At 43.1% G+C, this 22,075-nt stretch carries 27 protein-coding genes; 11 read left to right on the top strand and 16 right to left on the bottom strand.

The features are described from left to right. The first annotated feature begins 496 nt into the window (after positions 1–496). Positions 497–622, top strand: a complete 126-nt coding sequence (locus ACNURT_RS17425) for a hypothetical protein (RefSeq protein WP_419698795.1) — start codon at positions 497–499, stop codon at positions 620–622. A gap of 187 nt (positions 623–809) precedes the next feature. Here ACNURT_RS17425 and ACNURT_RS17420 read toward each other — a convergent pair whose 3' ends face one another. Both ACNURT_RS17420 and ACNURT_RS17415 read right to left on the bottom strand, forming a co-directional pair. Then, positions 810–1,544 carry a DNA-formamidopyrimidine glycosylase family protein gene (locus ACNURT_RS17420; protein ID WP_419698794.1) on the bottom strand — a complete coding sequence of 245 codons (735 nt, stop codon included), beginning with the start codon at positions 1,542–1,544 and terminating at the stop codon, positions 810–812. 192 nt (positions 1,545–1,736) lie between these two features. Then, a complete protein-coding gene (locus tag ACNURT_RS17415; protein ID WP_419698793.1) occupies positions 1,737–2,534 on the bottom strand; it encodes an SDR family NAD(P)-dependent oxidoreductase in 798 nt (265 codons plus the stop codon). A gap of 387 nt (positions 2,535–2,921) precedes the next feature. On the opposite strand from ACNURT_RS17415, the gene ACNURT_RS17410 reads away from it, so the two are divergent. The 4 genes from ACNURT_RS17410 to ACNURT_RS17395 all read left to right on the top strand — a co-directional run bounded on the left by ACNURT_RS17410 (position 2,922) and on the right by ACNURT_RS17395 (position 5,458). After that, positions 2,922–3,572, top strand: a complete 651-nt coding sequence (locus ACNURT_RS17410) for a response regulator (protein ID WP_370995105.1) — start codon at positions 2,922–2,924, stop codon at positions 3,570–3,572. 247 nt (positions 3,573–3,819) lie between these two features. Continuing rightward, complete coding sequence (locus ACNURT_RS17405) at positions 3,820–4,083, top strand: hypothetical protein (protein ID WP_419698792.1); 264 nt, start codon at positions 3,820–3,822, stop codon at positions 4,081–4,083. Between the two features lie 261 nt (positions 4,084–4,344). Continuing rightward, the gene (locus ACNURT_RS17400; protein WP_419698791.1) at positions 4,345–4,863 is read left to right on the top strand and encodes a DUF4142 domain-containing protein; all 519 of its coding nucleotides are present in this window, start codon (positions 4,345–4,347) and stop codon (positions 4,861–4,863) included. Between the two features lie 340 nt (positions 4,864–5,203). Further along, positions 5,204–5,458: a hypothetical protein gene (locus tag ACNURT_RS17395; RefSeq protein WP_419698790.1), complete on the top strand. Its 255-nt coding sequence runs from the start codon at positions 5,204–5,206 to the stop codon at positions 5,456–5,458. A gap of 71 nt (positions 5,459–5,529) precedes the next feature. On the opposite strand, the gene ACNURT_RS17390 is transcribed toward ACNURT_RS17395, so the two are convergent. The 3 genes from ACNURT_RS17390 to ACNURT_RS17380 form a co-directional block, all read right to left on the bottom strand. Beyond that, on the bottom strand, positions 5,530–7,137 hold the full coding sequence (locus ACNURT_RS17390) for an alpha-amylase family glycosyl hydrolase (protein WP_419698789.1): 1,608 nt from the start codon (positions 7,135–7,137) through the stop codon (positions 5,530–5,532). A gap of 358 nt (positions 7,138–7,495) precedes the next feature. Further along, entirely contained in the window at positions 7,496–7,894 is a 399-nt protein-coding gene (locus ACNURT_RS17385) for a hypothetical protein (protein WP_419698788.1), read from the bottom strand. Continuing rightward, positions 7,878–8,408, bottom strand: a complete 531-nt coding sequence (locus ACNURT_RS17380) for a DUF4142 domain-containing protein (protein WP_419698787.1) — start codon at positions 8,406–8,408, stop codon at positions 7,878–7,880. Before ACNURT_RS17380 ends, ACNURT_RS17385 begins: the two co-directional genes overlap by 17 nt. A 213-nt stretch (positions 8,409–8,621) precedes the next feature. Between ACNURT_RS17380 and ACNURT_RS17375 the strand changes: the two genes are divergently transcribed. The 4 genes from ACNURT_RS17375 to ACNURT_RS17360 all read left to right on the top strand — a co-directional run bounded on the left by ACNURT_RS17375 (position 8,622) and on the right by ACNURT_RS17360 (position 13,657). Next, positions 8,622–9,035: a manganese catalase family protein gene (locus tag ACNURT_RS17375; protein WP_419698786.1), complete on the top strand. Its 414-nt coding sequence runs from the start codon at positions 8,622–8,624 to the stop codon at positions 9,033–9,035. Positions 9,036–9,157: 122 nt separating this feature from the next. Then, positions 9,158–10,297: a zinc-dependent alcohol dehydrogenase gene (locus ACNURT_RS17370; RefSeq protein ID WP_419698785.1), complete on the top strand. Its 1,140-nt coding sequence runs from the start codon at positions 9,158–9,160 to the stop codon at positions 10,295–10,297. After that, complete coding sequence (locus ACNURT_RS17365; RefSeq protein ID WP_419698784.1) at positions 10,294–10,776, top strand: hypothetical protein; 483 nt, start codon at positions 10,294–10,296, stop codon at positions 10,774–10,776. Before ACNURT_RS17370 ends, ACNURT_RS17365 begins: the two co-directional genes overlap by 4 nt. 550 nt (positions 10,777–11,326) lie before the next feature. Next, on the top strand, positions 11,327–13,657 hold the full coding sequence (locus tag ACNURT_RS17360; RefSeq protein ID WP_419698783.1) for a mechanosensitive ion channel family protein: 2,331 nt from the start codon (positions 11,327–11,329) through the stop codon (positions 13,655–13,657). A 158-nt stretch (positions 13,658–13,815) separates the two neighbouring features. On the opposite strand, the gene ACNURT_RS17355 is transcribed toward ACNURT_RS17360, so the two are convergent. Beyond that, on the bottom strand, positions 13,816–14,292 hold the full coding sequence (locus tag ACNURT_RS17355; protein WP_419698782.1) for a CinA family protein: 477 nt from the start codon (positions 14,290–14,292) through the stop codon (positions 13,816–13,818). Positions 14,293–14,416: 124 nt separating this feature from the next. Between ACNURT_RS17355 and ACNURT_RS17350 the strand changes: the two genes are divergently transcribed. Next, a complete protein-coding gene (locus ACNURT_RS17350) occupies positions 14,417–14,908 on the top strand; it encodes a DUF421 domain-containing protein (protein WP_419698781.1) in 492 nt (163 codons plus the stop codon). A gap of 225 nt (positions 14,909–15,133) precedes the next feature. Beyond that, a complete protein-coding gene (locus tag ACNURT_RS17345; RefSeq protein WP_419698780.1) occupies positions 15,134–15,682 on the top strand; it encodes a hypothetical protein in 549 nt (182 codons plus the stop codon). Positions 15,683–15,835: 153 nt separating this feature from the next. Here ACNURT_RS17345 and ACNURT_RS17340 read toward each other — a convergent pair whose 3' ends face one another. The 10 genes from ACNURT_RS17340 to ACNURT_RS17295 form a co-directional block, all read right to left on the bottom strand. Then, positions 15,836–15,997 (bottom strand): hypothetical protein, encoded by a 162-nt coding sequence (locus tag ACNURT_RS17340; protein ID WP_419698779.1) that lies wholly within the window; start codon positions 15,995–15,997, stop codon positions 15,836–15,838. Positions 15,998–16,218: 221 nt separating this feature from the next. Further along, positions 16,219–16,407, bottom strand: a complete 189-nt coding sequence (locus tag ACNURT_RS17335) for a hypothetical protein (protein WP_419698778.1) — start codon at positions 16,405–16,407, stop codon at positions 16,219–16,221. 97 nt (positions 16,408–16,504) lie between these two features. Beyond that, positions 16,505–17,050 carry a ferritin-like domain-containing protein gene (locus ACNURT_RS17330; protein WP_370995120.1) on the bottom strand — a complete coding sequence of 182 codons (546 nt, stop codon included), beginning with the start codon at positions 17,048–17,050 and terminating at the stop codon, positions 16,505–16,507. Positions 17,051–17,072: 22 nt separating this feature from the next. After that, positions 17,073–17,588: a DUF4142 domain-containing protein gene (locus ACNURT_RS17325; protein WP_419698777.1), complete on the bottom strand. Its 516-nt coding sequence runs from the start codon at positions 17,586–17,588 to the stop codon at positions 17,073–17,075. Positions 17,589–17,600: 12 nt separating this feature from the next. Further along, entirely contained in the window at positions 17,601–18,608 is a 1,008-nt protein-coding gene (locus ACNURT_RS17320) for an SDR family oxidoreductase (protein WP_419698776.1), read from the bottom strand. A 17-nt stretch (positions 18,609–18,625) separates the two neighbouring features. Beyond that, entirely contained in the window at positions 18,626–18,805 is a 180-nt protein-coding gene (locus ACNURT_RS17315; RefSeq protein WP_370995124.1) for a DUF6496 domain-containing protein, read from the bottom strand. A gap of 6 nt (positions 18,806–18,811) precedes the next feature. Then, positions 18,812–19,480, bottom strand: coding sequence for a hypothetical protein (locus tag ACNURT_RS17310; RefSeq protein WP_370995125.1), 669 nt, complete (start codon positions 19,478–19,480; stop codon positions 18,812–18,814). Then, positions 19,480–19,989: a hypothetical protein gene (locus ACNURT_RS17305; RefSeq protein ID WP_419698775.1), complete on the bottom strand. Its 510-nt coding sequence runs from the start codon at positions 19,987–19,989 to the stop codon at positions 19,480–19,482. The genes ACNURT_RS17310 and ACNURT_RS17305 overlap by 1 nt, the downstream gene beginning before the upstream one ends. 146 nt (positions 19,990–20,135) lie before the next feature. Then, the gene (locus ACNURT_RS17300; RefSeq protein WP_419698774.1) at positions 20,136–20,990 is read right to left on the bottom strand and encodes an SDR family oxidoreductase; all 855 of its coding nucleotides are present in this window, start codon (positions 20,988–20,990) and stop codon (positions 20,136–20,138) included. 5 nt (positions 20,991–20,995) lie between these two features. Then, positions 20,996–21,883: an isocitrate lyase/PEP mutase family protein gene (locus ACNURT_RS17295; protein WP_419698773.1), complete on the bottom strand. Its 888-nt coding sequence runs from the start codon at positions 21,881–21,883 to the stop codon at positions 20,996–20,998. Between the last annotated feature and the right edge of the window lie 192 nt (positions 21,884–22,075).

Below are 22,075 nucleotides of genomic sequence, written 5' to 3'. Positions count from 1 at the left end.
TTGAATTTGTCAGATATTATTTGAATAGAAGTGATTTCTTTAATGGCTTGGGTGGTCGACATTAGCCGTTATTTTACCTAAACCGGACTTTGCTACCGCAAGGCTACAAAGTGCAGTCTGTGATACATCCGATTAATCTTGATGATAATTTAATCTCATATTTCAATTATTTGATATTATCAAGACAAATTAAAAGGATAGTTGTTTAATTTATAATTAATAAATTAAATTTAATGTTATTTAAGAAAATATGATTCTGGAGATTTTTACGGAGAACCGAGTCCAACAGAAGTCGAGATAAAATTTCAATTTTTCAAAAACCAACGCCAATACGAAGCTGTTAATCCCCATATAAGTTCCGTTACTCCTTTATTCTTTCTGATAGCTACAGTAGCCGACAGTTGTTAACTAATAACCACAAAACACCCATAAATCTGGCTTAGATGATCTCAGTTGGTCCTAATAAAATAAATGTTTACCCGTAATTGCAAATGAAATGAATAATGAGAAAAGAAAAAGAGAATGGACAAGCTATGATATTGAACGTCCTGAAAAAACGTTAGCGATAGTTTGGGCAATGATTATTATACTGCTGCTGGTTTATGCATTTGTTTTAAAATAACAAATAAACATAAATCAATTGCTGATTCCTCTGGTTTTAAGGAGATTATTGCTGATAAACTCCAAAGATAATACGAAAATGTTTGCCTCGAAACTTGATTGTTTAAAGCTGCTGGGCTATAGAAAGATCACTTCAATGTCAAAGTTCCTTAGCCTAATGACAGTACACCTAATGACAGTACAGTTAATTATCCATATTTTTTTTGACTCAGAGTGCAGTAGTAGCAGTGGCGGTTTGTTTTCCCCAGATCAGCTTTAATTAATGGTACGTTATTACGAGGACACATTTGTTTTTCATGAGCCTGCAGGTGTTTTCGCAGCGTTCCTGCCTTACGCCATTCATAAAAGTCATTACAAAAATTAATAACTTCGTTAATTAGCTCACGCTGCTTTCGTGCTGGTATAAGACCAATTTTACTTTCCGGATGTACCCTTGTTCTGAACAAAACTTCGTTCTTTACAATATTACCCGATCCGGCAAATATATGCTGATCCAGCAAGGCATCACAGATCATTTTTTCTGGTTTCAGCAGCAGTTTTTTGTGTGCATTCGCTATGTTGAAATCAGGACTCATAACATCGGCCGTCCAATCGAATAACTGTTCGGGAGACTGCTCGATTAATTTTACGTTACTGATATAAAAATTTACCTCATCCTGTTCACCGCGAATGTGTAATGATGCCTCTTTTTTGCCCCGGTCGTTTATCTTATAACTGCCAAACAGGCCCAGATGTATCTTGATAGAAAAATCCTGGAAGCTAATAATCAAGTATTTGCCCCATGATCTGATGTCTGTTATTACCCGGTTTACCAAAATCTCCGGATTAAAGCCCTTTGCGTATCCATTGGCCATTATTATTCTCTGACCAATAAATAGCTGCAACTTTTCTTTTAATATCACTAAGCTTGGGCCTTCGGGCATAGTTGTGTTTTATTAATAAACATTTGATCGAATAAAGGTTTTAATTGATTTAATTCATGAGTGACAAAACGTAGCTTTTGAAGGCCTGTCTTTTTTTGATAGATACTAAAAATTGACACTAAATAGCGGTTGTTGACATAAAAAAGTGGCGACGGATTCTCGCCGCCGCCATATAAGCTATCAGAGATAATTTTACCGCTTTTCAGCCGGCTCCTGCATTCCGGCCATCATGCCGGCAACGGTACTTTCTGGGGTAATGCTTGCCATCAGCATCATCATTTTATTTTTAAAACCGGATACCACGTGATCGTCGCCTGTCATTAACGCCTCATAACCATCTTTGGCAACCCTGGCAGGATCAGAAAGTGAAGATTTGTCTTGAACGATCTTGCTATCCTGCATTTCTGCTTTATTGAAGAAATCGGTATCGGTTGGGCCCGGCAACAGAGCAGTCACTGTGATATTATAGTCCTTCAGTTCTTCACGAATAGCCTCACTGAACGATAGCACAAAGGCCTTAGTGCCATGATAAACCGACTGCCATGGCCCCGGCGTGCGGCTGGCGATAGAAGCAAGGTTCAGAATTCGGCCTTCGTTTCTTTCTACCATCTTTTTTACGAAATGCTTGGTAAGGATGATTGTTGCGCAGATATTAAGGTGAACAATATCCAGCTCCCGGGCCAGTTCAGTGTCTTTAAACAGGCCATACAACCCTTGCCCGGCATCATTAACAAGCACATGAACTGGTAAGCCTCGTTGTTCAATGTCAGTGCAGAGGCTTTCAACTTCATCCATTTTGGAAAGGTCGCAGGCAATGGGAATCACATCGACGCCCGTTTCACTTAGTTCCTGTGCAGTTTGATCAAGTTCCTGCTGGTTGCGGGCAACAATAATAAGGTTGAACTGATCTTTAGCAAAAAGCCTGGCCAGTTCAAGACCGATACCGCTGGTTGCGCCCGTTATCAGGGCGTATTTCTGATTGTTTTCCATAACTGTTGTTTTTATAGGTTACTAATAAGATCAACACAGCAACGTGGCGCCTGTTTTATGGGAAATTACCTGATAAGTCGTGATTTTTACGTGCCGCGGTATTAAGCATTTCAATCATTGAGTGATAGTTGTTTATACGAGGGGGACAACATTGTTGTCAACCTTGACAAAGGTTTAACCAAAACGTTTACTTCCGGAGAACTGGAAGGTGATAGCGATGCGACTGTTATTAAAAAGTACCTAATATGTTGGCATGAATTATCACGGATATAGGTCCACTGGTAAGAAATGTTAAAATTGGTGATTAAAAATTTTAAATTGATATATAATTAATTATTAATTAAAACTATTTAATGTGAATCTCAGTTTAATTAAATAAAAATCAAAATGATAAGGGTTCTAATTGTTGATGACCACGATGTTGTTCGGCAAGGGATTAAGCAATTGCTGCTTCATGAATCGGGCTTTGACGTCAGTGGTGAGGCAGCCAACGGAAAGCAGGCACTTGAACTATTAACAAGCGGCGTGAAAACTGATGTTTTACTGGCTGATGTAAATATGCCAGGAATGGATGGCTTGGAACTGGCCAAAGCAGCTCGCGAAAATTTCGATGGATTGGCGATTGTGCTGCTTTCTATGCATGAAGATGAAAATATTATTCAGCAAGCTTTTAAAAATGGCGTTACCAATTACGTAAGTAAAACGGCAGATACCGAAGAATTGGTTTTTGCCTTAAAACAAGCATCAGCGGGTAAACCGTTTGTATCATCGTCATTAACACACCGGTTAATTAAGCGCTCTGTGATTAAGCCTTATGCCTTTGCAGAAGATGATAACGTGAAAGTTGAATTTTCAGATCGTGAAATGGATGTGCTGAAGCTCATTGCTGACGGTTTTACGAATGTTGAAGCGGCTAATAAACTGTTTACCAGCCGAAGAACTGTAGAAGGTCACCGGCAATCAATGATGGATAAAACCCAAAGCCGTAATTCTTTAGCCTTGGTCCGATTTGCGATGCGACACGGTTTACTTGACTGATAGAAACGCTCTATATCATATCAAAAGTGATTGTTATCTGCGCTGGTTATATTGGTTTAGTCAATTACAATAATCCAGATACGCGGGGCAGATGGCAAGATAAAGTTAAGGCTTTTACAAGCACGTGCTGCGCGGATACTGTCTTTGAATGCGCAGGTAGTGCAAGTTACTCTTAGTTGAATATTTATCCAGAATGCAATGAGCTATATAACTTAATTAAGAAGTTAACCCCATAAATTGAATCTATATGATGAAGTTGGGAAAAGAGATATATAAAGTACTGGAAAAAGCATACGAGCCGGATACTATTATTGAGCGCAAAATGGGCCGTTATAATCTGGCCTTTAAAACGGATGATTTTGGCCGGCCGGTATTATTATTTGTTGGCAAAGCAGATGAAAACGGTAAGATAAAAGGCGAACGTTTTGTGCGCAGGTTTTTAGTAGATACATCCGGTAAGGTAATTAAAGATCATTGGGACAATAAGGGGAAAACCAATAATAACCGTTAGTTACATCACGGCTTACCGCCATCCTACTTGTGTCTGGTAACCCTCTTCCAGGTCAACGTATTGACATCGAGTGTTTCAGTATTTATACGTTGACCTATTGTCATTAATCACTTGGATAGAGATAAAATACTTGATTTTGTACTTTTCGAAACTTCTCATATTAACCGGCGTTACCAATAAGCAGGCACATGGTATGATCTGCATTTAAGACGCCGTTACATGGTATCGGTAGTACTGGTTTAAAAAGATATTAAATACATTATGAAAGGATTGTCTTTGATTATAGCAATAATTATACGTAGCCATTTTTCAGATGCACAGGCACTCAACGCAAAGCAGGATGTTGATGATAAGACATTTATTTCTCAGGCAATAGTTGGTGGATTTAAAGAAACCAATGCCAGTGAAATGGCTATGCATGTAGCTATTACCACTGATGTAAAAGATTTTGCAAAAAAAATGATTGCTGATCATGGCAAGGCGAATAGAGAGCTGAAATCGATAATTAAGTCAAAAGGCTACCATATTAAAGTGCCATCTGTTGATGATGTTACGCGTGATCCATTGCTTGGCGGCACTACAGGTACAGCTTTTGAAAATAATTATATTTTACTAATGATAAAGGATCATAAAAAAATGTTAACGCTTTTTAAAAACGCCGCGGGCCAAATTCAAGATCCGGAGATACGCGCGTTTGCCAAGCGTACATTACCAATTTTACAGCAGCATTGGGCTTCAATTAAAGCACTTGCAGAAAAAAGAAAGCTAAATATTCGCTAATTGGATCCATATAGACTTGAGAATAGGATAATGATGAAAGTATGGTTTAGGGCCATTTACTTTCATCTTCATACACACATTATTATTTGCAGCTATTTGTTGATTATCCGCAGAACTAAACGAAAAATTAATAAAAAACAATACCTGGCATCGACTGTGAATATTGATCTGCTTGCAAAAAGTAACTATAGGTAGTAAAGGAAATTGGGGTGATATTGCCATGTCTCTTCATCCTTCTATCTGTAAATGATGCCAGGCGATGATAAAATAGGTTTTATTATTAAAAGAATAAAACCTATTTTAAAGTATTTGTGTTTATAAATCAGCTAAACTATATATAATGGAAACTGGTAAAGATGTAAGCAGTCATTTATTTACGCTTAACTATGCAGAGCGGGAATTGTCATGTTTGGTAGAACGCCGCGGCAATCGGCTGGATGTTTTAATCGATAACAATATAGCAGCGGTTCTTCAAATAACAGACCACCACGGTACAGTTGAGCAAGTATCAGGAGATGAGCTTAGTGAATCTGTTATAAATTTTATAAAAAAGGAAGTCATCGAGAAAGTAAACGATACTGAAAATTCCAGGTAAGCCAATGGTTGATATGTGATAAAGACGGCGGAACCTAATAAAAAACTGAACCGATAGATAACTTAAGGGATTTACTGATCCAGCCGTATAACAACTCCTTGATCGCCATCCAGCTCTATAGTGCCTTGGGTGATCATTCCCTCCATTTCAGGCAAAGTTGAAATCTCAATTCGCCCACTAAGCGTTTTTTGTGTGGTCTTGAAGTAATAAGGCCGGTGAGATAAATTAAGAACGACTAAAAAACGCGACGAGCCTTCGATTTCCCGAATGTAGGAGATGGCCTGGTCATCGGCACACACCTGAATATAACGACCTATGTTTAATGCCGGCTCCCCTGTTCGTAATCTGATAAGCTTGCGATAAAGGTTTAATAGGGAATAATGATCTGCTTTTTGGCGGTCAACGTTATTTAACGTATAATTCTTATCTATACGAAGCCAGGGTTTGCTTTCACTAAAGCCTGCGTTCATTTCGGCGTTCCATTGCATAGGCGTACGGCATGGATCCCTGCTAAGGTTCTTATCCGGCATATTTAACCCCTGCGGATCCTGCACTTCGTCAAACGGGATCGGTACGTCTCGCATGCCGATTTCGTCACCGTAATATAACGTCGGGATACCTCTAAGCGTTAAAAGTAGCATTGCGGCAACTTTAGCCTGGCCGCTGCCAACCCTGGTGCTTATACGCGGGCGATCATGATTACCCATCACCCAGTTAGGCCAGCCTCCGGGTGGCAAAGCTCCTTCATATTCTGCTATAGCCGCTGCGATCTTTACGGGTTCCCAGGGCACAGAGAGCAGCAGGAAATTGAATGGAAGATGGGCTCCGTTGTTTTTATCGCCATAGTATATCATGAGCCGTTGTATAGGAAGATAGATCTCACCTATCATGACGCGTTCGGGATACTCATCCAGTACACGGCGCATTTTAAAAACAATATCCAATACTTCGGGCTGGTCGGTAGAGTAAACGGGGAGCAACTGATCATAGGTTGGCATTTCAGCCCGGTATCCGGGATTTATCGGGTTATCGCGGAACTGCGCGTCTTTGATCATGTGCCACATCACATCAACCCTGAATCCGTCAACACCTTTATCAAGCCAGAAACGCAGGATATTGAACATAGTTTCCTGCACTTCCGGGTTGCGCCAGTTGAGGTCGGGCTGTTCCTTTAAAAAACCATGATAATAGTATTGGCCGGTGTGCTCATCCCATTCCCAGCCACTGCCACCGAATACGCTTAGCCAGTTATTTGGTGGCCCTCCTCCGGGTGCGGGGTCGTTCCAGATATACCAGTCGCGTTTAGGATTGTCCCGGGATGATCTTGACTCCAAAAACCAGGGATGCTGATCGGAGGTATGATTGGGCACAAAGTCGAGGATTAATTTCATGCCCATCCGGTGCACCGCGGAAAGCAGCAGATCAAAGTTGGCCATGGTGCCAAATACAGGATCAATATCCGTATAGTTGGAAATATCATAGCCGAAATCTTTCATTGGTGAAGGATATATCGGCGACAGCCATATGGCATTAATACCCAACCAGTGGAGGTATTCGAGCCGGCTTATAATGCCTTGCAGATCGCCCAGGCCATCGTTGTTACTATCCTGATAGGATCTTGGATATATCTGATAGATTATACCGTTTTGCCACCAAAGGGGATTGATGTTTTTCAACATGCCTTTAATATTACGTTAGTTTTTCATGTTATATTGAAGATGTTCCATCGGAAATTGAATAATTGAACTATTCTTCTACACCTTTCAATTCTTGTTAACTTTCATCCTCATTTTTTAAGAACAAAACGAGCGTGTTCAGGTTTGCTTGGTTGTTATCATAAACAGATCTATTTATAATTTACTTGTTTCTGCTTGAGTAGTTGTACATGCTCAATTGGCGCATTATATCCACTTTATTTCAAAAGCTTGGTGCGGGCGAACAACCGCCAAAGTAGAGTAACAGCATCAGTAAAAACGTCAGCGCAAGGCTTTGCCTGAAGCGTTGAAAATTGAGATCATTAATCGTTTCCATGTTTAATTATTTGAAGTGATTATAAACTTTACGGCGCGCCGGAGGTCGCAGACGCGTAAATAAGCCAAATAAGAAGGCCAGAATTCCCATGATCAAAAAAACACTTAACGGTCTGCCGGAGATGCCAGTTAGCCAGGAAACAGTTACCAGCGCCAGACCAAGCATGATATCAACGATCAGGTGAACATACAGTGGAATAAAGGGGACGATCCCGCCTTCATAATTGGTTAACGTAGCTTGCAGCAGAATCATAATGCCTGCCGCAAAAGCCAGCCAGCTGACTGCCGACCCATCGGCAGCACCGATCAGTTTGGGCAGGCAAAGCAGGAATATACCGCTGCCATAATCAACCACTGCATGAAATTTAGAGCTGATGAACCGCATAGGACTATTCGTTGCTAACATGGATTTGCAGGGTTTGCGCATCGGTTAAGTGCTCCTTTAGTGTCGGCAATTTACCGGAGGCAAAACCGCGCAAGTCGGCATCCGGCACTCCACTATCGCCGGCCGCTTTTTGAAACAAACTTATGGTTTCCTGATGCGAAGTAACCATCATCGTCGCAAATTGTTTATCAAATGCTGTACCGCTGAGCGCAGCAAGCATATTGTAATTGTTTTGCTCTTTTGTCGACATAGCGGTGGGAACGATCCAGCCTTTTTGACTGGCCAATGTCGCCATTTCGGTACCTGCCTGTCCGTGATCGATGACCATATGATTACCAAAGGCTTTAACGTCGGCGTTGGCGCTCTTTTGCACGGCAAGGTTGCCTGCTGCAATTTCAAACATATTGCTGCTGGATGCCTGGGTAACAAAGTCTTGGTTGCCCATAGTATAGTGATCGCTGTGATCTTTTTTACACGACGGCATAACCAACGTAGTTCCCAGAACTATCACTAACAGCAAGTTTAATTTTTTCATAGGTGTTGTTTTCATTGGAATATCTCTTTATTACTAAGAATAACAGCGCTTATTGTACTGCAGTTTCCCGGTTTTACAGATCGGGTAATTTTCACCTAACAGGTATTTTTTTACGGTTGGTAACAGGTAATATGGCCACGCTTTCACGTAGTTATCCACCAAACCGGCATCGGTCCCGGCTGTTATTTAAGAACATCTTTAAAAAGCTACATTATGTTTCACCATGTAAAATACCTACAATTCAACGCCAGGGTTTCGCGCCCTGATCCGCGTTTTGCCAACTTGCTGCTCGAACAGTTCGGCGGCGAGAATGGGAAGTTGGCTGCTGTCATACAATATTTCACTCAGGCTTTCGGCGCCAAAATGCCGTACCCGGACAAGTATGATATGCTGAAAGAAACGCTGGGAGTGACCCAAACCGACCAGGCTTTGGAGCAGGAGTTGGAAACGACCCAAAAGCTGGATAAGCAAATGAGCATAGAGCGAAGTACGGAAGTAAAAACAGTGAACCGGCAGGTGTTGCCCACTGGAGCACCTATGCCTCCGAAAAGCAATAATAGTTTACTGGTCATGGATGGATATATCTTACTAAGGCCAGCGTGTGATCTCCCGCGAGGGCGAGGGTGAGGTGCTCGATACCTCCGGCGACCAGATCAAATTGAAACTGGACAGCGGTGAAGCTAAACCGTTTCCATATGACCAATTGACTGATAACAATAATACAGGTTGATTAAATAAAAGAAAAAAATATGTTAGCAATGAATTACCGCGGGCCTTACCGGGTCCGTCTGGTTGAAAAACCGATGCCGAAGATCCTGCATCCCGAGGATGCAATCGTACGCGTGACCCGCAGTTGTATCTGTGGTTCAGATCTGCATCTATATCATGGGATGGTACCGGATACCCGAGTTGGCTCGACCTTTGGCCATGAATTTACCGGGATTGTTGAAGCGGTTGGCCCATTGGTGCAAAAACTGAAAGTGGGCGACCAGGTACTGGTACCTTTTAATGTGGCCTGCGGCAAATGTAGCTTCTGCAAGCAGGGTCTTTATGGCAATTGTCATGAATCCAACTCCATGGCTACGGCCGTCGGCGGCATATTTGGATATTCTCACACGGCCGGGGGCTATGATGGCGGCCAGGCGGAATATGTACGGGTTCCCTATGCTGACGTTGGCCCCACACTCATTCCTCCGGAAATGGACCCAGATGATGCGGTTTTGTTAACGGATGTAGTTCCGACAGGCTATCAAGCCGCGGAGATGGGCGGCATTAAAGAAGGCGACACGGTGGTGGTATTTGGCGCGGGGCCTATCGGCATTATGGCCGCACGCTGTGCCTGGTTCTTCGGGGCGGCAAGGGTGATTATTATTGATCATATTGATTACCGGTTGGAGTTTGCCAAAAACTATGCGAAGTGCGAAGCCTATAATTTTAAGGAGATGGCTGACCCGGTTATTTTCCTGAAAAAAGCTACCGATTGGTATGGCGCGGATGTTTGTATCGATTGTGTGGGCTGCGAAGCCGAAGGCAATACCCTGCAAACCTTCAGCGGCCGAATAGCTTTAATGCAGGCCGGCGCAGCCACAGCACTGCAGTGGGCCATTAACTCAGTGAAGAAAGGAGGCATTGTTTCCATTGTGGGTGTTTATGGACCGCCGTTCAATCTACTGGCCATTGGAAATGTGGTCAATAAGGGTATTACCATCAGGGCCAATCAATCGGCCCCAAAACGATTAATGCCAAAACTGTTCGATCACGTACTGTCCGGCAGACTGGACCCCAAAAGGCTGATCACACACCGGGTGCCATTAAAAGACGTTTCTGACGCCTACCGGTTGTTCTCCTCCAAATTAGATAACTGCATCAAAACCGTTCTGATCCCATGAAATCAATCAACAAAAACTATAAAAATATTCCCGGCTGGGGTTTGGATATCGACCCGGAGAACGAGCCGACATATCCCATTAAAAACTACACAGGCGATGATCATAACCGGATCAATTATGAGCGCTCACCGCAGCAACCGCTGACAGTCGAGATCTTATTGTCTACCGAACGGCCCGGGCCGACCGCCGTTTTTGGCACCTCAGTGCCGCCCTCTGGTCTGAGCGGCGCTATCCGGCGCTATGCCTTTAAACACAGCGAAGACCGTTATCGGCATTGGATACCACTCATTCTGGCGGACCGCATCAATGTATTTGAAGGTTTGATCGATGATATCAAAAACGGTCATTTACCAAATCTGATCAAAGAACGCGGGCTTGCTGTTGAATGGAAGCATAACCGCGCCGCAGTTTTAAAGAAAGCGGTGTTCGCGGTGCTTGTAGGTGCTGCACTATGGGCCTCATGTAAACAAAGAAAATAATTTAATGTTATGGAACAGGTACTTCAGCATTGATGCTGAAGTAGAAGCGTTTACCTTTAGGGTTTGCTGACGGAAATAATCAACATAGTCACAGCTTATGATCGTTTAGTTAGTATCTGATACCCAATGCAGGTAAAATATGGTGAATACGATATGTTCCGGCACCAATTGCAGATAATATTTATTAAAGTTTAGCGAGGGAAGCAGCGGTGCATTTTTAAACTTCGACCCTCCAGATACAGACCGCGACTAATTCATCGATATCACTGATCAGCAAATTGATTTTTGAAGACATATCATGCTAACAGTTTCATCGATAGTCCGTTGCAGATACAAAAATTCCGACCGCTGCGTTAACAGCGGAAGCTTATTAGCAAGTTGGGCTTTAGCACAGCATATCCGGTTAAGATGATGAATAAAAAAGCTTTTTAGCTCTGGCTTGTTAAGCGCTGTTACAGGGTATTGTTCCATTTACTTACAACCCTTTAGGAAATTGATTGTTTAATAATTATGAAATTGATCGGCTGACTTCCGGCCGTAAGGAAAGGCTATGAAAAAACAAATTTATCTCCTTTTTTTGCTGATAGCGGGTTGTTTCGTCCCTACCGTTTCGCAGGCTCAAAACCAGGTTAGCTTAAAAAGCGATTCGGGGCAAAGTATCCCTGATACTTTGTTATTTAGGTTACAGAAGGCGCAGGCTGCTATCACACAGGTAAACGCGGCTAACACCAGGGGCTACGGCTCGGCCAAGGTTCGCGGTGATCTGGATGCCATCAGAAAAGACATTTGGCCGATAGCCAAAGACCTCAGTGTGCCAGGTAAAGTACCTGATCCGAAAACACTCAGCAGTTATAACCTGATCCTGAATAATTCGCAGCAAAAACTAAATAACTGGCAGCAAACATTTACCAGGGTTAGCAATGACCTGCAAAAGATGTCAAAAGAAGTGGTCGCACTTAGTAATGATACCTTACTCAAAGTCAATGCGAATGATACCACCGCCAAGAATTTATATGCCCGTCAGCTGATCGATGTTAAACTGAAGCTCCAGCGAGCCGGCAAAGCCAACGCCGCCAGTCTGGACACCGTCAGCCGTCTGCTGGCCGATGTTTCCGCAGTTTACCTGCAGGTGACCGCACTCCAGGCTAAAGTCAGCGAAAAGCTGGAAGCTTCCGGAAGAAGTATTTTAGGCAAGGAGTCGCCCTTTCTTTGGTCAGCCCCGCCCGATGATAGCGCGGACAATGTCGGTAAGTTGTTAGCCACATCTTATGCCGGGCAGCAAAAGATTCTCGGCTATTTTATTGGGTCGAGCTGGGATAACCGTCTCCTGTTGATGCTGGCCGGTGTCGCTTTTTTCTTTTGGGTTTATTTAAATTACCGCAAAGCAAAGAAGCGAGAGCTAAAGCAAATGATTGGCGAACTGAACTTTACTTATCTTAAACCCCTGCCTCTGGTCGCTTCACTGTTACTATTCCTGAACCTGATACCGGTGTTCGAGCCGGATGCACCTTCACCTTATATAGAAGTGGTACAATCCCTGTTGCTGGCCGTCCTAACCTTTCAGTTTTACCACCAGATCGATCGTAAGCAATGGTATCATTGGCTAATTATTGTTTTGCTGTATGCCATTATTGTGTTTATGAGCGCCGCCGTGCGTGATACCCGGCTGCTACGCCTTTGCCTTGTGATTATCAATGTCGGGGCCATTTATATAGGCATCCGTTTATATCAACAGCTGCAAAATGCACAGATCGCGAGAAAATTTATCAGGCCGGTACTACTCATTTATTTTGTGCTGCATGCACTGGCAGTGCTCCTCAATACCTTTGGGCGGATTAGTCTGGCCAAGATATTCAGCGTAACTGCCATTATCGGCCTCACCCAGGTCATTGGGCTGGCCGTTTTTATTCAGCTCTTTTCAGAAGCGCTCGAATTGCAGATCAAGATAAGCGCCTGTAACGGGGGTATCTTTACCCGGCTGAATATCAGTAAAACCCGGAGGACCTTTAAACGGGCACTGTCGGTGGTAGCCATTATCGTATGGCTGTTGGTTTTTTTTATTAATTTAAATATCTCCGGGAGCGTTTTTGCTTTTATCCACCAATTACTTGTTAAACCTCGGAGCTTTGGCAGCGTTAATTTTACATTGGGTAACGTATTGTTTTTCGCAGTTATCCTATATGTATCCAATTTGTTGCAGAAGCACATCGGTATTTTATTCGGCGAACAATCGGTCAGCTATGCTAACCAGGTAGAACATAAAAGTTCCAAACTTACGCTGATACGGCTGCTGATCGTAGTTGCTGGCTTGTTGCTGGCAGTTACCGCCTCAGGTATTCCCGTTGATAAACTGACTGTGGTACTCGGGGCTCTCAGCGTAGGCATCGGTCTGGGGATGCAAAATATCGTTAACAACTTCGTGTCTGGCATTATCCTTATTTTTGAAAAGCCGTTTCAGATCGGCGATTTTGTTGAGCTGGCGGATAAAAAAGGTAAGATACAGGATATCGGTATCCGCAGTAGTAAAATGCTGACGCCGCAGGGTGGCCAGGTGATCATCCCTAATGCAGATCTGATCTCTAACCGTTTTGTAAACTGGACGACAGGTACCGCTTATATTAAGTCGGAAATATTATTTAAGGTCAATATCGCGGCCGACATTGCCCTGGTAACCAAGATTGTGCGCGAAGAGTTGGAACGTTCGACCGATTACGTAAAAGGTGGCGAGCCTGAAATTATAATTAATTCGATAGCCGCCGACGCGGTTGAATTGAAGGTCATGTTATGGATTAGCAGTGTTTATGCAGAACCAGCTTTCAAAAGTCGATTCTATAAAGGCTTGATCACCCGCTTTACAGCCGCGCAGATCAAGATTATGTAACGCTTCTTTTAAGCGGACTACCTATTCCTGGGGGCAGATTAGGCGTTTTCTGGCGGGTAATTAGCATAACAGTCTGTAATTACTATATCAGTAACTTGAAAAAAACGCTGCCAGCATATCGCTTTTTGGGTTAAATATATATTGATTAACAATCGGGTTCAGGATAATTCATCGATCAACAATTTCGCCAAACGATCAACTGTCTGTAATACGATTTCTTCCGGGGTTCCTTTATAAACTTCACTGGAGGCCAGGTGATTGCCGTTGATCAACGCGTGAATAAACATGGTACCGACCGGCTTTTCCGGGGTTTCACTGCCACCAGGCATGGTAAGTCCTGTGATCGCTACCTGTATATCCGCTTTCATAAAATTCCCCAATCGTATGGCAAGCTCCCGGGTTATTTCGGCAGATTCCGGTGTGTATTTTTCCACCAGTTCCTGTGGAACTCCTAAAACCTCCTGCTTGATACAAGCATCATAACAGACAATACCGCCTTTTAATATATCACCACATTCCGGGATCAGAGAAAACTCAGCAGAAACCCGACCCGCGGTAGCGCTTTCTGCAAAGGCAATGGTAAGATGCTTTTCTTTAAGCAAACGATGACAGGAAATAAGCAGGTTTGATGGCATATGCTAAAGATTATGATCTTATAACAGTTATCTGATACCAAAGTTTGAGGTGTAAACAATAGGATGAAACCGTTAGAAGAAATGGTTGTTAAGCTATTATAAATAAAGTATTAACAAAAATTACATGGAATTAATCACCACCATTTTTGGGGAAGGAAAGGACTTGAATACTCTGCAAATGAGTAGCCGCGGCATTGTTGTTTTTTTTATCGCACTGATACTCATCCGTATTTCAGGGCGCAGATCATTTGGCGTAAGGACACCATTAGATAATATCATTACAATCTCATTAGGGGCTGTATTAAGCCGCGCCATAGTCGGGGCTTCCGCTTTCGTTCCCGTGATTATTACCTGCTTTGTTATGGTATTACTACATCGTATTTTTGGTTGGCTTATTGTGCATTATCGAAAATTTGGACGCTTTATAGAGGGCGATAAGATCCCGCTATTTCAGGAAGGAAAGTTCATAAAGGATAACCTGGATAAAGCATTGGTATGCGAAGAGGATATCATGCAGGGCGTAAGAAAATCCGCGCTTACTGAAGATCTGGGCCAGATAGAAAAAGTTTACATGGAGCGTAATGGCGATATCAGTCCTATTAAGAAGAAAGTGTAAGAAGTTTTTCTGCGCCATTATAGTCCCTGGACGTCAAGAAATCGGGGCGGAGGGGCTGTTCACCCTCGTCATCTTTATTGTCATTCATGTCGCATTAGGGAAATGCAATAACACCAGCCTGGCTGCACTGGTCCGTTAGTAAATCAATTGATCTACAATTAAAAAAACATAAAACAATTGGCAAAAACTGGTATTATAATTAGTATATATTAAATATATAAGCTTATGATACATCAAGATAAACGGTTGCCGGATAACGATAAACCCAACGGCAACAAAGCAAACGCTTATCGCGTTGATGAAAATAATTTAACCGAAGATGATTTGCAACGAGGCTTTCTTACATCAAAAGAGGACATGAAAAAACAGGATGCTCCGGGTATGGAAAGCAGAGGCATGGGAGGTCAGAATTTCGGAGAAAATAATGTTACTCCATCTGGTGATGACGAAGCTAATCCTTCTCAAAATGCGGGTTACACGAATGAGTATTTCAGACGGACACAACCTGCAGAAGAACATCCGGAAAATAGTAATTTTACGGATCCTGACCAAGTTGGGCAGCCAAATTATAGCCAGGCGATAAACGCCGCAGAAACAAATCAATCTGATAAGCGACAGGAAAACAATACCGATAAGCAAACCCAATCTCCGAGCCCGCATCCACAACAACCTTATCAGGAAGGCACCGCTGATAACGATGGCAATAACGATAAAAAACATGAGAATATCTCTGGACCCAATGAAACGCCAGATCAACAAAAGGTAGGTGAATAACTTAGGATCCATGTAATAGGCAACGAAATTGTCGTCGATGTTATACCTATTAATTGAATAGAGCTACGGCTTTATAGCTCTTAAAAAAGAAGATCTCCAGACACTTGCTGGCTGGAGATCTACACACAAACGATATAATAAAGAAAACAGTTTTCAATCTATTTCATCAAACGGCGAGACAGTGCCGTTTAGAATTTGAAGCATTACATATTCGGCTTGACTTGCCAGATGATCGAAGTCTTTAACAGTCGCCATATATAAGTCAATTTCATAGGGATCCAGGTAACCCTTGTCGCCTTTTAAATTTTCAAACATCGATCTGGTGTTTGCTTTCGTCTGCCTCACTTCATGGACGAGTTGATTGCAGTATTGTAAGTACGTCATAACCATTAAATATATTATAAATAACAGCTATGCTCTTTAAAAAGTTGAGGTAATTAATACGTGTTTTTGCGGGAAAAATACTTGTTTTAGTACTTTTACTATCCGGATCTCCGGATAATAAATAGTTGAAAAAAATAGCAGATTTATATAATTCAGCTATCACTATTTTTCTTTTTTTCATTTGCAAAAAAAGCACGAGCCTGCTTTAAGCCTGTCGCTATCGCTTCACCTTCATTGTCGGTTGTTCGCAACACTTCGTTGGCGATCTCCGTTGCTTTTTCCCTGATTTTCTTCGGTTGGTTCTTATAAGAGGGCGGATAATTTCCGTTATACCATGGCATAAGCTAATTCTAAATGTTTTCTAAATAGTCTAATGATTTTGTTATCTGGGTATATATATATATCAGCGCCTGTCATTAGACAGGCGCTGGAAACAGATCAGGAGAAAAGTCCTTTGTCTTCTTTAGGCTCGGTGCTCGCCTGGTAGTTGATATTATTTTCAGCAATCTGGGTCAGCAGGTTATCTGCTTCCTTTTCTTCCTCCAGGGTTTGGCTCAACAAATCAGCGGCATCGTTATATCCTAAGGTCTTAGCCAGTGTAACCATGCCACCGTAGGTAGCGATCTCATAATGCTCCGCTTTTTGTCCGGCGAAGATCAAACCCACATCCCGCTGCGCGGTGCCTTCTTCGGTTTCGTCTATGATATCCTCACCTTCGTCAACAATACCGGCCATTGCTGCGCATTTAGTCGTGTCCACATCTTCGCCAATTATACCGAATACTTGTTCTAATCTGGTAACATGATTTTGGGTTTGGGTGAGATGATTGCCAAATGCCTCTTTTAGTTCAGCAGACGTAGCGGCCTCCTGCAATTTCGGCAGGGTTTTAACCAGTTTTTTTTCTGCCCAAAGCAGGTCTTCTAATTGATCTGTAAAAAACTCCTTGAGTTTTGAATCGGTAGTCTGTGCGGTTTGTGTTTCCATGATATTTGTTTTTGATTAATGATTACTTTGAAATTCCTTTAAGCCGGCTGTCGATAACCTGGATAGCAGCCAAGTGAGCCTTCAGCGTAGGTAGCGTTTGCTGTGCAAATGCCTTAACGTCTGGGTCTTTTCCTGTCGTGGCGTAGGTTTCAAACGTCTGTACCGTGTTGTTGTGTCCCGCCATCATGGCGCGTACATACATACTATCGAAATTATCACGCGCGTTTTTCAAATTAGGATCAGGTTGTATACCGCTTGTGGCCGCTGGCGGGATATTGTAACCTTTACGTTTTGCCAGCTCCATTAGCTTTTGCTGTGCCTGACGGTGATCTTTGACCATCATCTGGCCAAAAGATCTGACATCTTTGTCTTTTGCTTTTTGCGAGGCTAATTGTCCGGCGCTTATTTCTTGTAAATTACCAATACTGGCTACGATGATAAAATGTTTGGCTGTGGTATCGGGATCAGGTTGAGGAATTTGTGCTTTTGCCGCAAATGTACCTAACGCTGATAATATGATTATAATTACTTTTTTCATGATGCTATTGGATTAAGGTTGTCCAACACCGCCGGATGATCCATAAATCTGCCCACTGGCAAAGCTGGCATCAGCGGCCGCCAACTGCACATAAATGGAAGCCAGTTCGGCCGGTTGCCCTGGCCTGCCCAACATCGTCCAGCTGCCGAACATTTGTTGTTTTTCCGGTTGAGCTCCGCCACTGATCTGCAAGGCTGTCCAAATAGGGCCTGGCGCAACGCCGTTTACGCGGATACCCTTTGGGCCAAGTTGCTTAGCCAGTGATTTTACATAATTCATGGTAGCGGCTTTGGTTTGCGCATAGGCATATAGATCCGGCGAAGGATCATAAGCTTGTTCAGAAGTTGTACCAATAATAGCCGAACCGGGCGGTAAATGTGGCAGCGCTTCCCGGATGATCCAAAATGGTGCGTAAATATTTGTTTTCATCGTGGAGTCAAACTCTTCGCTGGTGACATCCAGAATAGAATTCAATGATTGCTGACGCCCTGCGTTATTCACAATAATATCGAGACCGCCCAATCCGCTGATCGCTTTTTGCACCAATTGCTTGCAGAAATCTTCACTACGAAGGTCACCGGGAATCGCAATAGCTTTACGACCTTCTTTTTTGATAAGTGCAATAACTTCCTGGGCATCTTGTTCTTCCGTAGGATAGTAGTTGATGGCAACGTCCGCACCTTCACGGGCGTATGCAATAGCTGCCGCCCGGCCCATACCCGAGTCGCCTCCGGTAATCAAAGCCTTCCGTCCCGTTAAACGTCCTGAACCCTTATAGCTGGTTTCACCACAATCCGGTATCGGATCCATTTTACTTTGCAGGCCCGGCCAGGGCTGCGGCTGGCTTTTAAATGGAGGTTTGGGATAGAGTTTGGTTGGGTCACTGATCTTAGCGGCATTATCGGTGGGCCGGCTCGTTATACGTGTTGTTCCAAATGCGGGTGCTATTGCAGCTGTAGCCAGTGTAGCACCCAAACCGGCAACGATCTGTCGCCGGCTCATTTTATTTTCATCTTTCATAGGTAGTAGGGTTGATGTTACGATTTTTTCTTGGGCACTTTGGCGCCTTCTTTACGGGCTTCCGACAATCCGATAGCAACCGCCTGCTTTTTGGAGGTTACTTTTTTACCGCTTTTGCCGCTTTTTAGCGTGCCTTCTTTTTCTTCATGTAAAGCCTTGTGAACTTTGTCCTGTGCTTTTTCTGAATATTTTGCCATTTTATTTTAATTATTATCATAGTATAAAAAGATCTCGTTACCTATGGCATCTACCAGGTCCTGGTCTACCCGGTCCATTTTCCATCCGCTTTTAGCGCAACGGATAATTCCTAAATTTTCATCGTTTAATGACACGTCCGCTTCATAGCATATATCACCGGTACAGGTTTCAGCAATCGGCACCGCTTCACCCTGATACACTTTTCCTTCGTATTCAAACTCAAGGTGAATGGGCTCTTTTTCCAGTTGGTCCGCTATATCTCTCAGGAACTGAATAAGGTGTTTACGTTGGGTGGGAGCTTTGGCACTCCATGTTTCTTTATCGGCACGTTTATGTGCCAGTTTAAATTTGAGGCCGCTCATCTCGGTGGAATAATCATTCGCGTTGAGCTTTTTTGCATGCTGATGCGACAGGATATACCATTGGTATTCTGTGCCGACGGGCACACCGGAGTTTTCGGGTGCGTGACCGACGCGCCTTTTAGTTACCGCATAGGAGATTTCCCAAAGGTCAGGTGTGATTTTTGTTTCTTTCCAGTCTCCTGCATCATAATGCCAATGATGGCCACGACCGATCTGCATGCCGGTATATTGTTTTTCACCGAATTTTTTATAACGGTTATAACTTTTGGACAAGTCCTTCTTCGTGCTTGTTTTTTTTGCCTTTGTTTCCATTATTTCCAAAATTTGGTTAAGCCGTCCGGTAGTCCAATCGGATCAGTTGCCGGTAAAGGAACTTTGCTGATGTTTTTATCCGTACCTGGCCGTTCACTGGCCTTGCCGTAGTTCATATCGTAATTCCTTCCATACGGGTATGCTCCGATCACACCTACAGAATTCTCGGCCCCTAAGTTCTTATGGGCCACTCCGGCGGGAATAATAAGAACATCGCCTTTTTCGACGAAGATCTGCGGACCTTTTGAACCGCCTAACTGCAACTTGGTTCGCCCCTTATAAATGCCGAGTACTTCATGGGTAATGCTATGGTAATGATGGTACTCAAATACACCGGCATCCCAACTGTTTGACCAGCTATTCTTTTCAAAAAGGTGCTTAACATATATGGCTGGAAATAGCATGGGAATATCCAACACCCCCTTATACAACAGCACCGGATAATGGCTGTTTGGAAAGGTACCATCGTCTTGCAATACAATCTTTTCTATTTCTATATTTTGTTCCATTTTTACTCTGAAAAGACGCTGCATTATTTGTGTTGAACGCTCATTAAGGGAATGCACAACTACTATCTGGCATCAGGTTAGCTGCGCGCACCTGTACTTTATTCTTAAAGCTCGCAATTACGCAGTCTTCATCCGCGATAAGCATTTTATCCGTTGACTACTTCACCGCCGTTCACGTGGATGACCTGGCCTGTTATAAAAGAAGCATCATCCGAAGCCAGGAATACATAAGCCGGCCCGAGCTCCGAAGGTTGACCGGCACGTTTCATGGCTGTTTCACTCCCAAAACTTTTAATTTTCTCCTCATCAAACGTAGATACAATCAGAGGCGTCCAAACAGGTCCGGGTGCTACGGCATTTACACGTATCTTTTTCTCAACGAGATTTGTTGCCAGTGAGCGCGTAAATGTGGTAATAGCTCCTTTAGTCGATGAATAATCAATCAGCGAGGGTGACGAACGGTAAGCAGTCACCGAGGTGGTATTAATAATGCAATCACCTTCATGCATATGTGCGGTAGCCGCTTCTGCAAAATAGAAGTAAGCGAAAATGTTGGTTCGAAAAGTAGTGTCCAGTTGTTCAGGGTCAATAGCCTTGACATCTTTCTGCGGAAATTGCATCCCCGCGTTATTGACCAGTATGTTTAGCTTTCCATATTTACTGACTGTCTTTTCGACCGCGTTTTTGCAAAAGGACGCATCCTTCACATCTCCTTTTATAAGCAGGCAATTTTTGCCCGCGGCTTCCACTAAATTTTTGGTGGTTTCGGCATCGTTATCTTCATCAAGGTAAACAATGGCCACGTCTGCACCTTCTTCGGCAAAATGAACGCTGACAGCACGGCCAATACCGCTATCACCCCCAGTAATCAGGGCTACTTTGCCCTGAAGTTTGCCAGCAGCTTTGTAACTATCTTTAATATACTCCGGTTTAGGATCCATCTCCGCTTCGAGACCCGGTTGACGATCCTGTTTTTGTGGCTTTTTTGTTTTCGTTTCCATATCGGTTAATTGTTTTTTCCTTCAAATTGCTTTTCAATTTTTGTCCAGAAAGGCAGGTCGATTATCTGCATAAACTCATCCATAGTTACTGCGTTGTGTTTAGGGAGTGGTTCGCCCTGTTTTAAATGTTCCAATGCTTTTTGGATGGTATGAACCACCTGGAATATCAGGGTGGTGGGATATAGGATCATGGAATAACCCATGTTGCCCAAGTCTTTAGGTGATGCCCAAGGTGTTTTGCCTCCGTTTTCCAATACGCTGGTGGCTAAGGGTACATCTTTCAATTCTTTGCCTATCTTTTCCAGGTCGTCTATAGTTTTTGGTCCTTCGAGGTAAACGCCATCAGCACCTGCATCCAGGTAACTTTTTGCACGGTCGATAGCATTATCGATCCCTTCAGGATCAATGGCATCTGTACGGGCGAGGATAAAGAAATCATTACCATCGCGCGCAGCAACAGCGGCCCTGATCTTTTGAATCATGAGTTCGGTATCGATCACCTTTTTATCATCCATATGCCCACACTTTTTTGGAGGTTTCTGATCCTCCATAAACATGGCAGATGCACCCAGGCGGATATATTCCTGAACGGTGCGCGTCACATTCTTTACATCGCCATAACCATCATCGATGTCCAACAATACCGGTAGTGGAGAGGCCTGCATGATCCAGTCTGCTGAAAATTTCTTTTCGCCAAATTTTTCAAGGTCAACATCTGGTATTGCATGCGTAGCACCAGAAAGTGCATAGCCACCAATCTGATAAGCATCAAAACCGGCAAGCTCGATCAGGCGAGCTGTCAGCGCGTCGTGCGCGACGGGCAGTTGTACCGGTTTGTCTGCGGCGGCCAGCATGGCTTTCCAACTCTTCCTTTTGGTAATCGTGTGTTTCATTATGCACCGGGTTTTAATAATAAGCTGAATAGGTAACCTCCAATATTATTCCAATAATTGAGTTAGGGGCAATAATTTTTTATATTTTAGCTATTTAGACTTAAAATTATTTCGTACTAATTTAATTATTGTACTAAAACCTATTTTTTGTGTCATTAATTTAGAACAGCGACAAAATCAATCATCTGCCAC

This window comes from Mucilaginibacter sp. NFX135, assembly GCF_048565145.1.
Classification (GTDB): domain Bacteria; phylum Bacteroidota; class Bacteroidia; order Sphingobacteriales; family Sphingobacteriaceae; genus Mucilaginibacter.
The sequence above is the reverse complement of the archived record's forward strand: the minus strand, read 5'-3'. Positions and strand labels throughout refer to the sequence as shown.

Coding starts and splice junctions, on each gene's coding strand:
- ACNURT_RS17425 (WP_419698795.1), top strand. CDS start 497: ATGAATAATGAGAAAAGAAAAAGAGAATGGACAAGCTATGATATTGAA.
- ACNURT_RS17420 (WP_419698794.1), bottom strand. CDS start 1,544: ATGCCCGAAGGCCCAAGCTTAGTGATATTAAAAGAAAAGTTGCAGCTA.
- ACNURT_RS17415 (WP_419698793.1), bottom strand. CDS start 2,534: ATGGAAAACAATCAGAAATACGCCCTGATAACGGGCGCAACCAGCGGT.
- ACNURT_RS17410 (WP_370995105.1), top strand. CDS start 2,922: ATGATAAGGGTTCTAATTGTTGATGACCACGATGTTGTTCGGCAAGGG.
- ACNURT_RS17405 (WP_419698792.1), top strand. CDS start 3,820: ATGATGAAGTTGGGAAAAGAGATATATAAAGTACTGGAAAAAGCATAC.
- ACNURT_RS17400 (WP_419698791.1), top strand. CDS start 4,345: ATGAAAGGATTGTCTTTGATTATAGCAATAATTATACGTAGCCATTTT.
- ACNURT_RS17395 (WP_419698790.1), top strand. CDS start 5,204: ATGGAAACTGGTAAAGATGTAAGCAGTCATTTATTTACGCTTAACTAT.
- ACNURT_RS17390 (WP_419698789.1), bottom strand. CDS start 7,137: ATGTTGAAAAACATCAATCCCCTTTGGTGGCAAAACGGTATAATCTAT.
- ACNURT_RS17385 (WP_419698788.1), bottom strand. CDS start 7,894: ATGTTAGCAACGAATAGTCCTATGCGGTTCATCAGCTCTAAATTTCAT.
- ACNURT_RS17380 (WP_419698787.1), bottom strand. CDS start 8,408: ATGAAAAAATTAAACTTGCTGTTAGTGATAGTTCTGGGAACTACGTTG.
- ACNURT_RS17375 (WP_419698786.1), top strand. CDS start 8,622: ATGTTTCACCATGTAAAATACCTACAATTCAACGCCAGGGTTTCGCGC.
- ACNURT_RS17370 (WP_419698785.1), top strand. CDS start 9,158: ATGTTAGCAATGAATTACCGCGGGCCTTACCGGGTCCGTCTGGTTGAA.
- ACNURT_RS17365 (WP_419698784.1), top strand. CDS start 10,294: ATGAAATCAATCAACAAAAACTATAAAAATATTCCCGGCTGGGGTTTG.
- ACNURT_RS17360 (WP_419698783.1), top strand. CDS start 11,327: ATGAAAAAACAAATTTATCTCCTTTTTTTGCTGATAGCGGGTTGTTTC.
- ACNURT_RS17355 (WP_419698782.1), bottom strand. CDS start 14,292: ATGCCATCAAACCTGCTTATTTCCTGTCATCGTTTGCTTAAAGAAAAG.
- ACNURT_RS17350 (WP_419698781.1), top strand. CDS start 14,417: ATGGAATTAATCACCACCATTTTTGGGGAAGGAAAGGACTTGAATACT.
- ACNURT_RS17345 (WP_419698780.1), top strand. CDS start 15,134: ATGATACATCAAGATAAACGGTTGCCGGATAACGATAAACCCAACGGC.
- ACNURT_RS17340 (WP_419698779.1), bottom strand. CDS start 15,997: ATGTTTGAAAATTTAAAAGGCGACAAGGGTTACCTGGATCCCTATGAA.
- ACNURT_RS17335 (WP_419698778.1), bottom strand. CDS start 16,407: ATGCCATGGTATAACGGAAATTATCCGCCCTCTTATAAGAACCAACCG.
- ACNURT_RS17330 (WP_370995120.1), bottom strand. CDS start 17,050: ATGGAAACACAAACCGCACAGACTACCGATTCAAAACTCAAGGAGTTT.
- ACNURT_RS17325 (WP_419698777.1), bottom strand. CDS start 17,588: ATGAAAAAAGTAATTATAATCATATTATCAGCGTTAGGTACATTTGCG.
- ACNURT_RS17320 (WP_419698776.1), bottom strand. CDS start 18,608: ATGAAAGATGAAAATAAAATGAGCCGGCGACAGATCGTTGCCGGTTTG.
- ACNURT_RS17315 (WP_370995124.1), bottom strand. CDS start 18,805: ATGGCAAAATATTCAGAAAAAGCACAGGACAAAGTTCACAAGGCTTTA.
- ACNURT_RS17310 (WP_370995125.1), bottom strand. CDS start 19,480: ATGGAAACAAAGGCAAAAAAAACAAGCACGAAGAAGGACTTGTCCAAA.
- ACNURT_RS17305 (WP_419698775.1), bottom strand. CDS start 19,989: ATGGAACAAAATATAGAAATAGAAAAGATTGTATTGCAAGACGATGGT.
- ACNURT_RS17300 (WP_419698774.1), bottom strand. CDS start 20,990: ATGGAAACGAAAACAAAAAAGCCACAAAAACAGGATCGTCAACCGGGT.
- ACNURT_RS17295 (WP_419698773.1), bottom strand. CDS start 21,883: ATGAAACACACGATTACCAAAAGGAAGAGTTGGAAAGCCATGCTGGCC.